This is a genomic window from Salirhabdus euzebyi, from assembly GCF_014207435.1.
GTDB lineage: Bacteria > Bacillota > Bacilli > Bacillales > Alkalibacillaceae > Salirhabdus > Salirhabdus euzebyi.
In genome coordinates, this window is record NZ_JACHGH010000004.1 from 1 (window position 1) to 15,997 (window position 15,997).

Annotated in this window: 22 protein-coding genes and 1 pseudogene; 12 read left to right on the forward strand and 11 right to left on the reverse strand. The window is 35.9% G+C overall.

What is annotated here, in order from left to right:
* Positions 1 to 112 precede the first annotated feature (112 nt).
* The 6 genes from HNQ94_RS07065 to HNQ94_RS07090 all read right to left on the reverse strand — a co-directional run bounded on the left by HNQ94_RS07065 (position 113) and on the right by HNQ94_RS07090 (position 2,081).
* A complete protein-coding gene (locus tag HNQ94_RS07065) occupies positions 113 to 331 on the reverse strand; it encodes a spore germination protein (RefSeq protein WP_174495881.1) in 219 nt (72 codons plus the stop codon).
* A gap of 63 nt (positions 332 to 394) precedes the next feature.
* Positions 395 to 763 carry a spore germination protein GerPE gene (locus HNQ94_RS07070; protein WP_174495880.1) on the reverse strand — a complete coding sequence of 123 codons (369 nt, stop codon included), beginning with the start codon at positions 761 to 763 and terminating at the stop codon, positions 395 to 397.
* Positions 760 to 960 (reverse strand): spore germination protein GerPD, encoded by a 201-nt coding sequence (locus tag HNQ94_RS07075; RefSeq protein ID WP_174495879.1) that lies wholly within the window; start codon positions 958 to 960, stop codon positions 760 to 762. Before HNQ94_RS07075 ends, HNQ94_RS07070 begins: the two co-directional genes overlap by 4 nt.
* A 3-nt stretch (positions 961 to 963) precedes the next feature.
* On the reverse strand, positions 964 to 1,563 hold the full coding sequence (gene gerPC, locus HNQ94_RS07080; protein ID WP_174495878.1) for a spore germination protein GerPC: 600 nt from the start codon (positions 1,561 to 1,563) through the stop codon (positions 964 to 966).
* Positions 1,564 to 1,630: 67 nt separating this feature from the next.
* Complete coding sequence (locus tag HNQ94_RS07085; protein ID WP_174495877.1) at positions 1,631 to 1,843, reverse strand: spore germination protein GerPB; 213 nt, start codon at positions 1,841 to 1,843, stop codon at positions 1,631 to 1,633.
* Positions 1,844 to 1,859: 16 nt separating this feature from the next.
* On the reverse strand, positions 1,860 to 2,081 hold the full coding sequence (locus HNQ94_RS07090; RefSeq protein WP_174495876.1) for a spore germination protein: 222 nt from the start codon (positions 2,079 to 2,081) through the stop codon (positions 1,860 to 1,862).
* 175 nt (positions 2,082 to 2,256) lie between these two features.
* Here HNQ94_RS07090 and HNQ94_RS07095 point away from each other — a divergent pair, with 175 nt between their 5' ends.
* The 4 genes from HNQ94_RS07095 to HNQ94_RS07110 are packed head-to-tail and all read left to right on the forward strand — an operon-like array spanning position 2,257 to position 5,393.
* A complete protein-coding gene (locus HNQ94_RS07095; RefSeq protein ID WP_174495875.1) occupies positions 2,257 to 3,438 on the forward strand; it encodes a DUF418 domain-containing protein in 1,182 nt (393 codons plus the stop codon).
* Complete coding sequence (locus tag HNQ94_RS07100) at positions 3,435 to 4,643, forward strand: DUF2157 domain-containing protein (RefSeq protein ID WP_174495874.1); 1,209 nt, start codon at positions 3,435 to 3,437, stop codon at positions 4,641 to 4,643. Before HNQ94_RS07095 ends, HNQ94_RS07100 begins: the two co-directional genes overlap by 4 nt.
* Positions 4,643 to 5,152: a GDYXXLXY domain-containing protein gene (locus HNQ94_RS07105; RefSeq protein ID WP_174495873.1), complete on the forward strand. Its 510-nt coding sequence runs from the start codon at positions 4,643 to 4,645 to the stop codon at positions 5,150 to 5,152. Before HNQ94_RS07100 ends, HNQ94_RS07105 begins: the two co-directional genes overlap by 1 nt.
* A gap of 28 nt (positions 5,153 to 5,180) precedes the next feature.
* Complete coding sequence (locus HNQ94_RS07110; RefSeq protein ID WP_174495872.1) at positions 5,181 to 5,393, forward strand: hypothetical protein; 213 nt, start codon at positions 5,181 to 5,183, stop codon at positions 5,391 to 5,393.
* Positions 5,394 to 5,419: 26 nt separating this feature from the next.
* On the opposite strand, the gene HNQ94_RS07115 is transcribed toward HNQ94_RS07110, so the two are convergent.
* Positions 5,420 to 6,610, reverse strand: a complete 1,191-nt coding sequence (locus tag HNQ94_RS07115; protein WP_174495871.1) for an ornithine--oxo-acid transaminase — start codon at positions 6,608 to 6,610, stop codon at positions 5,420 to 5,422.
* Positions 6,611 to 6,784: 174 nt separating this feature from the next.
* Between HNQ94_RS07115 and HNQ94_RS07120 the strand changes: the two genes are divergently transcribed.
* Positions 6,785 to 7,162 (forward strand): YisL family protein, encoded by a 378-nt coding sequence (locus HNQ94_RS07120; protein WP_174495870.1) that lies wholly within the window; start codon positions 6,785 to 6,787, stop codon positions 7,160 to 7,162.
* Between the two features lie 256 nt (positions 7,163 to 7,418).
* Positions 7,419 to 7,874 (forward strand): SAM-dependent methyltransferase, encoded by a 456-nt coding sequence (locus HNQ94_RS07125; RefSeq protein WP_174495869.1) that lies wholly within the window; start codon positions 7,419 to 7,421, stop codon positions 7,872 to 7,874.
* Positions 7,875 to 7,994: 120 nt separating this feature from the next.
* On the opposite strand, the gene yppF is transcribed toward HNQ94_RS07125, so the two are convergent.
* Together yppF and HNQ94_RS07135 are read right to left on the reverse strand one after the other, a co-directional pair.
* Positions 7,995 to 8,180, reverse strand: coding sequence for a YppF family protein (yppF, locus tag HNQ94_RS07130; protein ID WP_174495868.1), 186 nt, complete (start codon positions 8,178 to 8,180; stop codon positions 7,995 to 7,997).
* 748 nt (positions 8,181 to 8,928) lie between these two features.
* Positions 8,929 to 9,789, reverse strand: coding sequence for a fatty acid kinase binding subunit FakB (locus HNQ94_RS07135; RefSeq protein ID WP_174495867.1), 861 nt, complete (start codon positions 9,787 to 9,789; stop codon positions 8,929 to 8,931).
* Positions 9,790 to 9,883: 94 nt separating this feature from the next.
* Here HNQ94_RS07135 and HNQ94_RS07140 point away from each other — a divergent pair, with 94 nt between their 5' ends.
* Both HNQ94_RS07140 and HNQ94_RS07145 read left to right on the forward strand, forming a co-directional pair.
* Positions 9,884 to 10,741 (forward strand): YitT family protein, encoded by an 858-nt coding sequence (locus HNQ94_RS07140; RefSeq protein WP_174495866.1) that lies wholly within the window; start codon positions 9,884 to 9,886, stop codon positions 10,739 to 10,741.
* 60 nt (positions 10,742 to 10,801) lie between these two features.
* A complete protein-coding gene (locus HNQ94_RS07145) occupies positions 10,802 to 11,707 on the forward strand; it encodes a BsuPI-related putative proteinase inhibitor (RefSeq protein WP_174495865.1) in 906 nt (301 codons plus the stop codon).
* 33 nt (positions 11,708 to 11,740) lie between these two features.
* Here HNQ94_RS07145 and HNQ94_RS07150 read toward each other — a convergent pair whose 3' ends face one another.
* Positions 11,741 to 12,004 (reverse strand): NifU N-terminal domain-containing protein, encoded by a 264-nt coding sequence (locus HNQ94_RS07150; RefSeq protein WP_174495864.1) that lies wholly within the window; start codon positions 12,002 to 12,004, stop codon positions 11,741 to 11,743.
* Positions 12,005 to 12,238: 234 nt separating this feature from the next.
* Here HNQ94_RS07150 and HNQ94_RS07155 point away from each other — a divergent pair, with 234 nt between their 5' ends.
* The 4 genes and pseudogenes from HNQ94_RS07155 (at position 12,239) to HNQ94_RS07165 (ending at position 14,909) form a co-directional block, all read left to right on the forward strand.
* Positions 12,239 to 12,661 (forward strand): hypothetical protein, encoded by a 423-nt coding sequence (locus HNQ94_RS07155; protein ID WP_174495863.1) that lies wholly within the window; start codon positions 12,239 to 12,241, stop codon positions 12,659 to 12,661.
* A gap of 169 nt (positions 12,662 to 12,830) precedes the next feature.
* Positions 12,831 to 12,952 (forward strand): annotated as a pseudogene (locus tag HNQ94_RS19600) (class I SAM-dependent methyltransferase); the annotation flags it as partial.
* Positions 12,953 to 13,138: 186 nt separating this feature from the next.
* Positions 13,139 to 14,077, forward strand: coding sequence for an MBL fold metallo-hydrolase (locus HNQ94_RS07160; protein WP_174495862.1), 939 nt, complete (start codon positions 13,139 to 13,141; stop codon positions 14,075 to 14,077).
* Positions 14,078 to 14,372: 295 nt separating this feature from the next.
* Entirely contained in the window at positions 14,373 to 14,909 is a 537-nt protein-coding gene (locus HNQ94_RS07165; RefSeq protein ID WP_174495861.1) for a GNAT family N-acetyltransferase, read from the forward strand.
* A 74-nt stretch (positions 14,910 to 14,983) separates the two neighbouring features.
* Here the strand turns inward: HNQ94_RS07165 and dat are convergent, their stop codons facing one another.
* Positions 14,984 to 15,817, reverse strand: a complete 834-nt coding sequence (gene dat, locus HNQ94_RS07170; protein ID WP_174495860.1) for a D-amino-acid transaminase — start codon at positions 15,815 to 15,817, stop codon at positions 14,984 to 14,986.
* Positions 15,818 to 15,997 lie beyond the last annotated feature (180 nt).

Sequence of the window (15,997 nt, forward strand, 5' to 3'; positions counted from 1 at the left end):
TGATAGTCCTCCGCCCATTTTTATTAATTATATTGAAACACAAAAACCCGGAAAGGGCACTTTTTATCAGTGTCCGCTTTCCGGGTTACAGTTCAACATTTCGGGACTCTCTTTATGCATTGCCAATTTGTACTTGATCCTGGAAATCAGGATCAAATGGATTTGTGCTACTAACAAAAGTATTCGTACAAATAAAGTCACCTGTGTTAAAAGCACCTGAACCAGAAGCGGTTTTAGAAGTACTTTTCGGAGATAAATAAAAGGAATCTCCAAAGTTTACTACTCCACCGTCAATACTGTTTATTTTTAAAGGTCCTACAATAGATGGCATACATTGACACCTACTTTTTTTTAGTTTTGTCACTATATTTTATGTGAAAATTCGATATTTGTTCTAGGTCTCTCTGGCTAAGATACGAATGTGCTTAATTCTCGATTTGGCGTCAATATCTTTTAAGGAACCAACTTGAACAATCGATGAGCCAGATACACCTTCCATATCAATTGCGTGAACGTTAATTTTTGGTTCATGATGAATATGTGCTTGGGAAAGAGGAACAATAGATTCCATTTCTGTAAAGGGCCGAGTGAAAATGGAATATTCTTCATAAGGAAAATCCTCTGCATCGAAAAATGCTCCTTCCCTCTGTACAGCAATTGCTCGTAGGTAGGGATCAGCTCTGACGGCATCACCGAGTTGAATAATGGAGCTATAGGAGCAAGCATTTATATATATATTCGTGACATTTGAATTCCTTATCATAGTTTAATTCTTCCTCCCGATTGTCCGCCTCCGAATGGAACAACAGAACCGACAATATAGGATTCAGGTGGGGTATCATACATAGAGGATAGCTTGATTGTTTCATTGTCACCAATCAGCAAAACAGAAGAGGATGCTACCCCCGTCACTTGAATGTTTCCGACATTCAATCCTTGGTTGTGTACAGTGAAATTCACGTTCTATTCGCCTCCTTCTTCTCCTTGTATATAGTTACGTACAGAATGGAGAATTTCATTTTTTACATCTTCAACTATTTTTTGTTTCGTTTCATTATTTAGCATGCCGTTATTATTTTCAGAATGTAACCGTGTATAATGCTGGATTCTTTCTGGAATCTGTTTATAAATATCTTGAATAATCATGTTTTCAAAGCCTGGTGGAAAGGATTTTTCCGATTCTTGGGCGAATTCATTTATTTTAGAAGGTAATTCTTGTTGAAAAAAAGGATGTAAATATTGGACTAACTCTTGGACAATGGGCGACTGGTTAGGTGTAGCCTGCTGTTGTTTTGGAATAGGATTTGGAATAGAAAGCTCATCTGTAGCAGAAAGACCATCAGGAGAAAGTCCAATGTTGAGCGTACCTTCTAATGTTTCTATCTTAAGTTGATCGAAATGATATTCTATTTTTTCAACGTTAGTCTTTGGTGTTTCCTGTAAGGTCAGAACTTTGCTTTCTAGAACTTTTACTTGCTCCTCAAGCCGACTCATTTTTTTCTGTTGATTTTTGATTTCATTTTGTAAAGATGAAAAATAATCGTGCCAGTTGTAATAATACATAGCGCCCTACCCTCCTAAACTGGGCATATATCTAACATATGTTATGCGCCTAGTTAGGAAATGGTGATTAAACGGGAGGCGCTAATGGAATCATCGGTTGAAATTCTTGTGGTGAAATTGGCTCCGCTGCCTCCGCAGGAAACTGATAACCACCAGTATTATATAAATTAGATAACGCTTGAATAGAACCCGAGCTTCCCACTTGTAAAACGGAGGAATTAGTTACAGACCCCACTTTTAATAAGTGAATGGAAATTTGTTGATAGATGGTACAGTCCAATGTATTTACCTCCTTATTAGGCATTACCGACAATATTTTGATCCATAACATCCTTATCAAGGACATAGGTGTAGGAGTGATCTAAATTTATTTTTAATCCATCACCGGTATTGAAGGAACCTCCACCTGCAAAAGTTTTCGCCGAGCTAGTTGGGGACATGGCATATACATCTCCAATGTGTAAAATACTGGAGGCCGACACACTATTTACTTTAACGGCTCCGACGAACGCAGGCATTAATCACATCCTCCTTTTGTCACTGTTTACTCGTTAGATGATTTTAACGTCAGGGTAGTGAGCAATTTGCTAGAAGTAACATTGTGATAAGCAGATCTTTTAGTTATTAGTTTATGAGTTTAGAAGAATATGTGTTCAACCGTTTCACACTTTCCACTATTTTAGGAGGCTTTTCATGAATATTAATCAGTCTAGTACAGAATCAAGACGTTTACCGTGGATCGATGCAGCACGAGGAATTGCACTATTAGGTATTTTGATGGTAAATGTACCTGCCTTCCACGCACCTTTTTTTCTTTATGGGGGAGAGGAAGTTTACTGGGATAGTTCATTAGATAGTACTATTCGAGTTATCATTGATATTTTCTTTCAAGCTAGCTTTTATACCCTTTTTTCCTTTTTATTTGGATTCGGCTTACAAATGATGTTCGAAAGACTTTCTGAGGCTGACAAAAGGGTAACGCTCATTTTGCAAAGACGCCTCACGGTTTTACTCTTTTTTGGATTCCTACATGCATTTTTGCTATGGCACGGAGATATTTTACTTAGTTATGGGGCTATCGGTTTTTTGATGTTTTTCTTCTTCCGACGAAAAGCTAAAACCTTAGTGTTATGGTTTATTGGTTTGCTAGTAATTCCGGGAATATTATTAACTTCTTATTTATATTCTTTTAAGGACCTGTTAGGTGGAATGAATAGGGCTGCTATTATGGAAGCTCAATTCAGATATAAATCCGATTCTATTTTAGATGTATGGAAACAAAACTATGCTGATTGGATGTATACGAATGGAGGGATGGCATTTCTATTTCTAACAATGGCTTTATTGCCGATGTTTTTAATTGGAGCCGTTTTTATGAAGAATAAGTGGTTGCACGATGTTCAAAAGCATCAAAAACTACTGCGTGTCATTCTTTTTACTTCCTTTACCTTCTTTCTTGTATTTAAAGCTGGTCCTTATATGTTTAACAATCCAGCATGGCTCGGCTTTTTGCAGGACCATGTAGGGGGAGCTGCTTCTAGTATCTTTTATGTAGTTGCCATTACTTTGCTTTATCAAACGGCATTCGCGAAGAAACTTTTAAGCTATTTTACGTATATTGGTAAAATGTCGTTAACGAATTATATAAGTCAGTCAATCATCTGTTTTTTCTTGTTTTATGGTCCAGGCTTCAATTTATATGGGGAAATTCAACCGTTGGGCAGTGTAATTATCGTTTTATCTATTTTTAGCTTCCAAGTAGTAGTAAGCAAATGGTGGTTAAGCAAATATAGTTTTGGACCTCTAGAATGGGTTTGGCGCTCGTTAACGTACGGCAAAAAACAGCCAATGAAGAAAGTGAGGAAACAACATTGAAAAGGAAACAAGTAGAAAGGGAAGGGGAAAAATGGGTTCGTGAAGGGATTATTACTTTAGATCAATACAATAGCATTTTAAATAGATATCCGAAAAAAAATGAGCATGCGGTGTTGCTTATCTTTGCTGCTATTTTTATTGGTCTAGGTTTTTTAACATTTATTGCATCTAACTGGTCCTTCCTACCGGCTGTCGCCAAAATGACGATTATTATCGTTAGTCTTCTCGTGTTTTATATAGTTGGGGAATGGATTTATGAGAATCGTTCTAAAAAAGTAGGGTTAAGTTTTTATACAATTGGACTTTTTCTGTTTGGGGCAGGTATATTCCTAACCGGACAGATGTATCATTACACTTTTTATGATGCTTTTCCTTTCTTTATATGGACTTTAGCTTCTATATTCGTATACTTACACCGACGAGAAACATTTCTATTATTTTTCGTTTTACTCATTTTAACAGTTGGTCAATTGTATGAAGCTTTTCAGTTTTCAGATTTTAATGGTTGGATAGCCATTTTATTGGTCGTTTGGTTTTATTTATTTCTTAAAGTCCATAAGAAGCCTGTATATTGGTTAAGTTATTTGTTTGGTATTAGTATGCTAGCCCATTTTTTTATTTTTTCTATTTCAGAATGGGAATACGTTATGTTTCTACCAATGATTTTATTTGTTTATTTAATAGGGGAAATACAAGGTAAACCTTATATAAAGAATCCCATCCAAACGATAGCACAAAGTACCATGTTTATTGTACTTACTGTCCATGTTTTTCTACTAGGGATTAATGGGTTTATGGAAGGTTTAGAAATGGATATAAAGTTCCATTTAAGTTATGCTTCTTTATTTATCGGTCTTATTGCCTGGAAAATATATAAACAGAAGTTTGGTGAGCTTACTGATCTCATTTTATTTATCCCTGTACTTTATTTAGGGAACTTTGCCGACTTTGCGTCACTATTGGTCCTATTTGTTTTCTCTGTCACCTATTTAACGTTAGGCTACCAGGACTGGGATCAACATAAGGTAAACAAAGGAACAATTGCCTTAATTATTAGTACCATAGTCGCCTATATTCAGCTTGCCTGGGACTATTTAGACAAATCTTTGTTCTTCTTTGTAGGTGGAGTTTTCCTATTTGCTCTTAGTTATTTCTTGGAAAAAAGAAGAAGAAATGTGGTCCGTAAGCAAAGGAGTGATGGATGATGAAGAAAATATTTTTTTATTTAGCTGTTTCACTCCAAGTCCTATTCCTACTATCAATGAGTGTCGGTTATTATTTGATTGATGATGTAGGAGAGATAGTGAAGTTGCGGACAGCGCCAATAGACCCACCTGACCTCTTTTATGGGGATTATGTAACATTAAATTATGAGGCGGAAAGAATACCAGCTGATAGGTGGTTTGTAGAAGAAAAGGTTGATTATGATGAAAAAATTTACGTTGTTCTCACTCCTGGTCCTGATGGGATCTATGAAGTGAAATCCGCGTCTAAGGTAAAGGTAAACACAGATGGTGATGATGTGGTAATGACTGCTAAATATTTGTATGAAGAGTTTGATCAAATGCATCAAGTGGACTTCGGTATAGGACGATATTTTATTGAGGATAACACTGGTGAGCAATATGAAAATGGAATGACGGAAATGATAGTAACTGTTGCAATCGGGCCGTTTGGTTTGAAAAGAATTTTATCATTAGAACCTTTGCCGTAACTTATAATGGAACATAGGAGGGGATTTTATGAAAAATACAGTCTCTCAATATGTCATTATTGCTTTTGCAGGTTGGTTGCTTGTCCAAGTGTCTTCATCGATTGAAAGATCATTTTCCTATTTTTTAGAAGCTTATCGATTAGGTGTATTATTAAGTAATCTTGTAGCATTGGCAGGTTGGTTGCTTACAGTTATTTTTGTTTTTCGTATTATATTAATCGTCATGAAAAAACGAGCTTGATTTCACTCAAGCTCGTTTTTAGGTTCTTATAAAACTTCTTTTATTTTTTCTAAAGCAGTATCCAAATCTTTTTTATCTATAACAAGTGGTGGAGCAAATCGGATTACCGTTTCATGAGTTTCTTTACATAGTAATCCTTTTTCCTTTAATTTTTCACAATATGGACGTGCAGATTCAGTTAGCTCAACACCAATAAATAATCCTCTTCCACGAACCTCTTTAATGACAGGATTATCAATTTTCTTTAATTCCTCTAACATGTATTTACCAAGTTCATAGGAGCGCTCTACAAGCTTCTCTTCCTCTAATACTTCAAGAGATGCAATGGAAACAGCAGCTGCTAACGGATTTCCACCGAATGTAGAACCGTGGGAACCAGGGTTAAAAACGCCTAGAATTTCTTTGTTTGCTACAATACAGGAGATAGGGAAGACTCCGCCACCAAGTGCTTTACCTAAAATGAGAATATCAGGCTCTACATTTTCCCAATCACAAGCAAATAGCTTACCACTTCTACCAAGTCCAGCTTGAATTTCATCTGCTACGAAAAGTACATTATTTTCTTTACAAACTTCATATGCTTCCTTCAAAAATCCGTCTGGTGGAATATTGATTCCAGCTTCTCCTTGAATAGGCTCGAGTAAGAAACCGGCTGTATTTTCTGTAATAGCATTTTTTAGTGCATCTACATCCCCGTATGGAATAAGCTTAATGCCAGGAAGCATAGGTCCAAAACCGCGCTTATATTCCTCTTCAGATGATAAGGATACAGCAGTCATCGTGCGCCCATGGAAATTACCTTCACATGCAATAATTTCTGCCTTGTTTTCCTCCACACCCTTCACATCGTAAGCCCAACGTCTAACTGCTTTAACTGCAGTTTCAACTGCTTCTGCGCCTGTATTCATCGGCAAAGCCATCTCTTTATTCGTTAGCTTACAAATTTTTTCATACCAAGGACCTAATTGGTCATTATGAAATGCACGTGATGTTAGGGTCACCCGATCTGCTTGATCCTTAAGCGCTTGAATAATTTTAGGATGTCTGTGACCTTGGTTTACTGCTGAATAGGCACTTAACATATCCATATAACGATTGCCTTCTGGGTCCTCCACCCAAATTCCTTCTGCTTTAGAAATCACAATAGGAAGTGGAACGTAGTTGTTCGCACCGAATTGCTCATTTTGTTTAATGACTTGCTCACTCTTTTGTGTCAACAAAATCCCTCCTCAATAATATGTAATTTTTACCTAGCTCCTATTATAACAGTTTTCCCAATTTTGTTTGAAGTAAGGACATTTTTTAAAGAAAAAGGAAAATTTCATATTAGCAGAAGAGGATAAAAGGTGGTATGATGGACAAGGAAAGTAAAGAAATTAGGAGGAAAAAAAATGACACACTTACATATTACATCATGGGTTGTTGCACTCATTTTGTTTTTTGTCGTTCTAAGCCTTTCAAAAAAGCCTGGTAGAGAAAAAGTTGCAAAAATACTCCAAATGGTTTTACGTCTAGATTATTTACTTATTTTGTACTCAGGTGGAGACTTATTTGCAAACTATCTAGGTACTAGTGGAGCTGTTCTAGGAGAAGTTATTGTTAAGGCAATAGCTGGATTTTGGGTAATTTTCGCAATGGAAATGATCAGTGTGAAAACGAAAAGAGGAGAAAAAGCAGGATCTTGGTGGATTCAGCTTCTGTTAGCTTTTGTTATTGCACTTATTTTAGGATTTGGTCGTCTACAATTAGGTTTTCAATTAATGTCATAATGTTTTACAAGAGGGAGCCAATAAGGTTTCCTCTTTTTTTGTCGTTTAACCTTTTTAAAGGATTAAATTATAAGTAAGACGAGATTTTCGAGTCAGGAATTGGCCACAAGCCAAGTTTGTCTAAGTTTTTCTAATGCAAATAGGAAAAATATGTGTAAAAAGAGCAACTTTTTGTGGCACTTTGCTTACTTATTGTGGCAAAATCAAGAGGAATTGAGTATTTGTTGTAAAATTACACTCTTAGGAGAGATGAGAGATGATTCAGCTCCAACCAATTGGATATGTGCAATCTGGTCGAAAAGAAGTAGAGGATGATTTTTGGGGAAAGGAAACAAGTGTCATTCAACTAGAGGATGAATTAAACGAGCAAAGTTTGGACGGCATCGAGACGTTTTCCCACGTTGAGGTTATATTTTATTTCCACTTAGTAGATGACAACAAAATTCAGTATGAATCAAGACATCCTAGAAATAATGAGGAATGGCCAAAAGTGGGAATTTTTGCACAACGGGGGAAAAATAGACCGAATAAACTAGGGGTTACGACTGCAAAGCTAGTGAAAAGAGAAGGGAAAACTATTATTGTGGAAGGACTCGATGCAGTTGAAGGTACACCTATTTTAGATATAAAGCCAGTGATGCAGGAGTTTCTTCCTAGAGAAAAAGTTCAGCAACCGAGCTGGTCATCAGAGTTAATGAAAAACTATTGGTAGAAAAAATAGAGAAGGAGACTAATCGATATTTCATGATTGGCCTCCTTTCTTTTAGCGTATTAATAAATAAGTGCAAATAAATTCTTACTCATGTCGGTACAGGATTTACCAAGGTGCTCCTTAATGCAATTGATGCGATGATACAGCACCCTTATTATGTAATTGGGCAAATAAATTGCGGTAATCCTTTGTTTCCAGTTCCCCTTTGTTATACTTATACTGACAAAAATCCAATAATACGTTTGGTGATTCAGGCCATTGTTTTTTTTCTTTTTCAAAAGCTTTAATTAAATCACTTAGACGCAAAATGAAGACCCCCTTTGTCCATTTGGTTTGTATGATACCATATATATTCGATATATAAAGGTTAATTCCCGCTTTTTATACGTGGTAATTATTGTTAGCACCTATAATGTTATTAGTTTAACGAAGGCTGTTTTCTATGATTGTTGTTTTTAAACTATCGATGGAAACTGCGACGTAACTTGATGTGTGCAAATTCATCCGCTACGGTAATACACTACGCGCACCTTAGGGCCCGCGCTGAGCCTCCTCACTCGCAAAAAACGCTCGTTGTGTGGGTCTCAACGTCTTCGTTGTCCCGCAGGAGTCTACGTGTATTTCCTTCGCTCAGCATGTGCTTATCTTTAATCTACTGATAAATTGGGAAAAAGAAAGTTAAAAATATATTCGTAGTAATAAGGAAGAATTTACTGATCACGCCTAGATCGTATCACTAATCTTTAAATAGAAAATCAATCTTAGCGTAGGCAGAATACGCAGACTCCTACGGGATAGCACGTGTTTGAAGACCCCGCAGCGGTGGTTTTTCGCGAGGAGGCTGAGGCCGTGCCCGTGGAAAGCGAAGTATTCTGCCGAAGCCGTCGTATAGCACTCATCAAAATGCAAACCTATAGTTACTCCGCAGTTTAAGGAAATAGTGACCCAAATAACATCACTCTTTACGTAAAGAGCTTAATAAAAAAAGCTGCTTTTTCCGGAGAAAAAGCAGCTTTTATACATAAGTTGTTAAGAAATAGTCATTAAGGGTAAATTATACATACTGATCATTTAGGAAAAACAATGACATTGTTCCAGGACCAACATGGGCGCCGATAGCAGCTCCAATATTGTTGATGACAATTTCTTTTGGTTCATATTTATCTTGAATAAGGCTTGCAAGTTTCTCTGCTTGCTCGTCAGCATCAGCATGGCTAATTGCAACAACTTGATTGCTAATGTCTTGGCCTCTTTCTTCCATCACTTCAAACATTCGCTTCAATACTTTTTTTGCACCGCGAATTTTTTCAAGTGGGATTAATTTTCCTTCATCGACGTGGAGGAGAGGTTTAATTTGTAACAAACCACCTACAAAAGCGGCTGCCTTGCTGACACGGCCACCTCTTTGGAGATATTCTAAGTTATCCACAGTAAAAATATGCTCCATATGTGTTGCGTGGTGTTTCACAGTGTCCAATATTTCGTCTACTGAAGCGCCTTCCTTCGCGAGTTGGGCTGCACGAAGAACTACTAGTCCTTGTCCTAAAGAAGCGCATTTTGTATCAAAAACGTGCACGTTTGCATCTGGATGTTCTTCCATTAATTGTTGTTGAGCTATGTGTGCACTTTGAAATGTTCCAGATAATTCAGAGGAAAATCCTATGTATACACAAGGTTGACCTTTATCCACATAAGTGGAAAACGCTTGTTGAAAAGCTTCAGGCGTAACTTGAGATGTTTTTGGTGCTGCACCCTCTCTCATTGCCTGATACACTGTACTTGCTTCAATTGTTTTACTGTCTAAATAATCTTGATCATTTAAATGGACAGTAAGAGGGACCATTTCAATATCGTATTGCTCATAAGTGGATATTGGTAAATCACATGCAGAATCAGTAAAGATTTTGACGTTCATTTTCTCACCCTCTATAATTGCTAGTATATTTCTTTTAGTTTATATTGGAAAAAGTGTTTCGTCAATCAAAGGCTTTATTTACAAGGAGGTAACTATGTTTATATTCGAAGCTAAGCGTTTTGCTATTGTCATATTTGGTGCACTTCTAAACGCTCTTTCCTTAAACTTATTTTTAATAGAAGCAAATGTATATGCTAGTGGATTTACTGGTATTGCTCAGCTTTTATCTAGTGTTTTTAAAGATTTTGTTGGTTTAGATATTTCAACGGGTATTTTATTATTTATCCTTAATATCCCTGTTACCATATTAGCCTGGTTCAAGGTTGGTAGAGGATTTACGGTTTATAGTGCTATTTCCGTTATAAGCACAACTATTTTTCTAGAAATCATTCCTTTAATGAATCTAGCTGAGGATATTTTACTTAATGCTGTTTTTGGTGGTGCTATAGCAGCAGTAGGAATCGGATTAACATTAAAATGGGGTGCCTCCACTGGTGGTATGGACATTGTGGCAATGATTTTATCTAGAATGAAAGATCGCCCAATAGGCATTTATTTTTTAATTATGAATGGTTTTATTATCGTTATGGCTGGTTGGCTTTATGATCCAGAAAAAGCCCTTTATACACTCGTGACGCTTTATGCATCAACTCGGGTTATTGACGCGATTCATACCCGTCACGAAAAACTTACAGCAATGATTATTACGTCAAAAGCGGAACAGCTTGAAGATGCTATTCATTCCAAAATGGTTCGAGGAATTACCACTATTCCAGCAAGAGGTGCATTTACAAAAGAAGAAAAAAATATGTTAATCATGGTAATAACTCGTTATGAGCTTTATGATTTAGAGCATATCATTCGGGATGTTGATCCAAATGCCTTTACAAATATTGTTCAAACGACTGGTATTTTCGGTTTCTTCCGAAGAGATGATGAAAAAGTCGTGTAACCTTTCCTTTTCCTATTCGACTATTTGGTTGAAGGAAGAAATAGTAAAGGAAGGGATATTATGAAAAAGAACCTATTAATCATGATAACTATATTTTCAGTCATCTTCATCATGGTAGGCTGTGGGACTTCTTCTAGTAATCAAGACGCTACTCAAGCTAGTGAAGGGAATATGGGTACGGGTGAACAGCTTCCAACTAAACAAGATCTAGATGATGGTAAAACAAAAGATATTACTCCATTACTTGAATCAATGGAATATAGTGTAGATGTGGAAACAAGTAATGATCAAGCCACCTTTCATATGAACTTAAAAAATACAACAGATGAAGCCGTTCAGTTTGGCTTCTCTTCAGGCCAGCAGTTTGAAATAGTTGTTCGAGATAAAGCAACTCAACAAGAAGTTTATCGTTATTCTGAGGGCATGATGTTTACCGAGGCTTTTGTATTCGTAGATATGCAACCTAATGACGTGAAAAAGTGGTCTTTTAATTGGGATTATAAAGGTAGAGAGGGTGAAAAAGTAGGAGCAGGTGACTATGTTGCAACTTTAACGCTTTTGCCGTCCCAATTGAACGAACAAGGGATTGATGCAAATCCTTTCGTAAAGGATGCGGAATTTAGTATTCCTGAAACGGAAGGGGATGCTCAAACAAGTGAAAATACAGCTTTTCGCCAAGTAGAAGCTTCAGGTAGTAATGGTCATTATGTCGTTACTGGTGAGGCTAGAGTTTTTGAAGGTGCTTTCTCTTATTATGTAGAGGATGGGCATAACCTATTAACGGATCATTTAATTAAATACGTGGATGCTGGAGCTCCTACTTGGTCTGATTTTACGATTGAAATCAATCTAGAAAAAGAAAAATTACCAACAAATGGAGTATTAACGCTCGTATTATTTGAAGCAAGTCCAAAAGATGGAAAGCCTACAAATGAAAAAAAAGTATTGCTGGAGCAATTTAAGTAATGAAAAAAGCCGCCCATCAAGGGTGGCTTTTCATTAATATCCGTTATTGACAAATACTTCTTCAACTTTTGGTACTAATTCATTCCATTCAGCATCGAATGTTTTGTTTACAGTAATGAAATTTTTGTAGCCAAAAACGTTGTCTACACCTTCTAATTTCATTAAGTCATTTAAAATGGCATGTTCACTAGTTTGTCCGGCCATCACGGAGATGCTACCGTCACCAGTGAAGATGTCTGTGTTTACTGTAAATTTCATAGCGTTTGGATTTGGAGTACCTTGTGCGACTACACCCATTCTAATCCCTCCCTAATTATCTTCTTTTATATTAGCATGAAATAGAAAATAGAAAAAGAATTCTTATGGAAAGAGTTTAACATAAATTCGACAAAACAAAAGTTTTTCATACAATCTTTTTTCCATTAATAGGAAGGTTTTACTGTCAAAAGGAAAGAAACCTTTACTAGTAGGACTCTCATAATCCATCTATTACATGAATATAATGATGTGCGAGTGAAAGGAGAAATAAAAATGGATACTTTCCTATCATGGATAAAAAAACAAACTAGACGTATTATCGAATGGGGCAAAAGAAAGTATGCTTCTTTTATGGTGTGGCTAACCTCTTCTGAAGTTGATCAATTTTTAAGACGGAATCGATATAGGAGTTTTGTTTTTTTACTCCTTACACCAATCTTTGTTTTAGTGCCTATATTTACATTACTAGGGTCGTTTGAGCTCATCTCATTTCATTTCTACGGTGGATTAATGTTATTTTTATTTTCCCTTTGCTGTTTCTTTGTTTTTGTTGGGTTCCCTTATATTATGTTGTTCGTTTACTTTAGTAAACATACATATTGGCGGACAATCCAAATTAGCAGTGGTGTTGTAGTGGCGGGATTATTTATTTATTGGGGAGTTACGTTTTATCAAACGGTGTTGCCAAGCTTATAGAGAATGCACGGGGGTAGTGTAATCCACCTGTGTTTGGTGTCTTTTCATTAACAGTAAAAGCTAAAATATTTACAATAAATTCCATATATACCATAATTTATAATTAAAATATTTGGGTGTAAAATAAGATTCTCCTGGCCGGGGGATTCTTATTTTTTTTGATGCGGAGGTAGAAAGTGCAGGATTACTAATATATGAACATTTGTCCCCAACTAAAATAAATTACACAATAGGTCAGACTATTTGTCAGCGTTTGAACCCATTCATTATATACATGCAGTAAAAAAGTAATATTCGATACAACTTACCACTCAATACATATAAGGTTGAGCGGTTTTGTATATACTTTGAAAAAAACAAGATGATTGAACATTTTCACTACGTATATAGGTATTATGACCTATTTACTAACGATTGTTAGTTACTATAATGGGTTTATCATATAAAATATCGAAATTAGAGAATAGGGAGTTAACCATGACGAAAGAAACTTTTGTTTATAATCATTTTACATTAGAGAAAGTTAGTGACGGCGTATATGCTGCAATTGCTACCGACAATGGTGGTGCATTTTCAAATAGTGGAATTATCGACCTAGGTGATCAAATAATTATTTTTGATACATTTTTTACTCCTCAGGCAGCTATTGAATTAAGGGAGGCGGCAAAGAGGCTATCGGATAATCCAATCACAACTGTGATAAACAGTCATTGGCACAGCGATCATATAAGAGGAAATCAAGTATTTGAACAATTTGATATTCTATCCACTACTAAAACAAAGAAGATTATGATGGAAGAACTTACAAAACAAATGAAACAACAGCAAGATTCACTTAATGAGTTTATCAACCATATTCAATCACTTGAAAATTCTCTGAAGGAAGAAACAGATGTCCAAAGGAAAATATCAATGCAGAACCAAATATCTGGTTACAACTACATAAAAGAGACCTTACCTTCACTGAAGCTAGTTTTACCAAATATAGTTTTCAAAGATTACTATAAAATTGAAGGGAAAACGAAAAGTGTCGAATTAATTTCATACGGCGGAGCACATACAAAAAGTGATTTATTGATGGTCATTCCAGAAGATAACATAATTTTTAGTGGGGATATTCTTGTAGTCGAAAACCATCCATTTACTCTAGATGGTAATCTTAAGGATTGGGTATCTACAATTGATAAAATTTTAAATCTTTCTTTCGAAGTGATTGTCCCTGGGCATGGCAGAATAGGGACAAGAGAGGATATAATGACTTTGAGACAATACTTAACCTTACTAATCGAATACAGGCAGACAAATGATGAGAAAGATAAGGAAAAGATAAAAGGGGTGCTTACTGACAACTATAATAGTTGGGGTAAACCGGAATTCTTCACTTTAAATATAGAGAATAAAGGAAAAGAAAACTAATCTTCGTAGCTTTAATCGGAGGGAATATTTTTAGTCATATATTTAAAATAGTTAGAATTTTGCATAGTCGACACAACGGTGAAGGTGTATGGTGCTGGTCATTTGGCGCCTGATGAAACATGGTTTGCTATAGAAAAAAAAACGGCCAGTAGATTTTGTTCACAAATTAAGGTTAGATATAAATTTAAATGAAAAGGCAGAGATTCATACAACACTTGTTGATGAACTATTTTCTGCCTTGCTTTTAAGTGCAAAGATAATAAAAGAATCATATCCGAACAAATGCATTCGAATTATGAAAACGATTGACGCTGCCGAAGTGGAATTATTGGACTATTATCTCTCAAAGGGTTTTGTTTCAACAAAAAATCATTTTGTCATGCTTCGTGATTTAACGGAACCAATCCCGAAGTTTCCACAGCCAAATAATATTACCATTAACCAATGGGAGATGAGCGACGAACAGGGGCAGCAAGATTATTTAAAGGCTTCTGCCCATGCCTTCGAGGGAAATGCATGGAGTTTAAATCATTTACAATGGATGAGAGATGGACCTGGTTGGGGCACTTTTACAGCATTTAATGAGGACTATATTGTCGGAAGTGTGATGATTTGGGAGATTAACGAGCAGAGAAGTGCAACCGAGAATATCTTTGTTCATTCTGATTACAGAAAAAAAGCATGTATAACAGAAACTTTAAATTTTTTAAAAGAGAGTGGAAAAACAGAAGCTACGCTGGGAGTTTTTGCTGATAAAAAAAAGGCTATCCTTTTGTACCAATCGCTAGGATATAGAATGTTAAAAGTAATTGTGGAACTAGGATTAGATTGATAATGAGCATATTGGGACGAAAAGAAGTAAAGTTAGAGAAAGCATGAGGCCCCCATACCTCATGCTTTTCCTTTTTAGCTTACTTTATTTTTAAAAGCCTCCAATAGTTGCTTCGTTACTGATCCAACCTGGCCACCGTTTATTTCCTGTTCATCAATTTTCACAACAGGGATTACCTCTGCAGAAGTTGAAGTAATAAAAGCTTCATCTAATGTGTTTAAATCTTTTAAGGATAGTACTTTCTCTTCAAATGGAATGTTAAGCTCCTCACAGAAACGTTGTACAGCAATTCTCGTTATGCCATTAAGAATATAATTGTTTGCTGGATGAGTGATTACTCTTCCTTCTTTTACACCGAAAAAATTACTGGAAGAGCCTTCTGTGACATGTTCCTCATTACGGTATAAAAGAGCCTCGTAAAAGCCATTTTGATGAGCATACTGTTTGACCATGATATTATAAAGTAGATTTAAGCTTTTAATATCACAGCGATGCCATCTCAAATCCTCTCTTAACGTAACCTGAATCCCTTCTTTTTGTTCCTTCTCCGGAGTAGATAAATCAAGAGGATAAGCATACAACTGTGGTACACTATTTTCCGGATAATGATGTTTACGCGGAGAAACAGCTCTCGTTATTTGCAAATAAATAGCACCATCTACCACATCATTTTTTAAAATAAGTTGACTCAAAAGATCTCCCAATTTCTTCTCAGCTACATTATAATCAATAGCAATTTCACCTAAGCTATACTGTAGTCTGTCCAAGTGCTCCTCTAGCATAAATATTTCTCCGTTATAAACACGAACTACTTCATAAACCCCATCGCCAAACGTATACCCTCGATCTTCAATATCTGTTTTTGCTTCATCCCGATTAATAAAGGATTCGTTATGTAAAATAATCACTAATTTTAGCCCCCTCGAAAATGTTTAACAACATCATATGACGAAACATGATTTATGTAAAGGTAAAAAGAGTTGGTTGTACAGACGAAGTTTTTAATCCCAATCTAAATGACCTTTTTGAATAAATTGTTTCCAAAACAATGTTTCAAAGGATTTAAAGTACAAAAAACCCGAATAGTT

Bases quoted from the DNA above. Each gene is read 5' to 3' on its own strand.
- HNQ94_RS07065 (WP_174495881.1), bottom strand. From the start codon at position 331: ATGCCATCTATTGTAGGACCTTTAAAAATAAACAGTATTGACGGTGGA.
- HNQ94_RS07070 (WP_174495880.1), bottom strand. From the start codon at position 763: ATGATAAGGAATTCAAATGTCACGAATATATATATAAATGCTTGCTCC.
- gerPC (WP_174495878.1), bottom strand. From the start codon at position 1,563: ATGTATTATTACAACTGGCACGATTATTTTTCATCTTTACAAAATGAA.
- HNQ94_RS07090 (WP_174495876.1), bottom strand. From the start codon at position 2,081: ATGCCTGCGTTCGTCGGAGCCGTTAAAGTAAATAGTGTGTCGGCCTCC.
- HNQ94_RS07095 (WP_174495875.1), top strand. From the start codon at position 2,257: ATGAATATTAATCAGTCTAGTACAGAATCAAGACGTTTACCGTGGATC.
- HNQ94_RS07105 (WP_174495873.1), top strand. From the start codon at position 4,643: ATGAAGAAAATATTTTTTTATTTAGCTGTTTCACTCCAAGTCCTATTC.
- HNQ94_RS07110 (WP_174495872.1), top strand. From the start codon at position 5,181: ATGAAAAATACAGTCTCTCAATATGTCATTATTGCTTTTGCAGGTTGG.
- HNQ94_RS07120 (WP_174495870.1), top strand. From the start codon at position 6,785: ATGACACACTTACATATTACATCATGGGTTGTTGCACTCATTTTGTTT.
- HNQ94_RS07125 (WP_174495869.1), top strand. From the start codon at position 7,419: ATGATTCAGCTCCAACCAATTGGATATGTGCAATCTGGTCGAAAAGAA.
- HNQ94_RS07135 (WP_174495867.1), bottom strand. From the start codon at position 9,789: ATGAACGTCAAAATCTTTACTGATTCTGCATGTGATTTACCAATATCC.
- HNQ94_RS07140 (WP_174495866.1), top strand. From the start codon at position 9,884: ATGTTTATATTCGAAGCTAAGCGTTTTGCTATTGTCATATTTGGTGCA.
- HNQ94_RS07145 (WP_174495865.1), top strand. From the start codon at position 10,802: ATGAAAAAGAACCTATTAATCATGATAACTATATTTTCAGTCATCTTC.
- HNQ94_RS07150 (WP_174495864.1), bottom strand. From the start codon at position 12,004: ATGGGTGTAGTCGCACAAGGTACTCCAAATCCAAACGCTATGAAATTT.
- HNQ94_RS07155 (WP_174495863.1), top strand. From the start codon at position 12,239: ATGGATACTTTCCTATCATGGATAAAAAAACAAACTAGACGTATTATC.
- HNQ94_RS07160 (WP_174495862.1), top strand. From the start codon at position 13,139: ATGACGAAAGAAACTTTTGTTTATAATCATTTTACATTAGAGAAAGTT.
- HNQ94_RS07165 (WP_174495861.1), top strand. From the start codon at position 14,373: ATGAAAACGATTGACGCTGCCGAAGTGGAATTATTGGACTATTATCTC.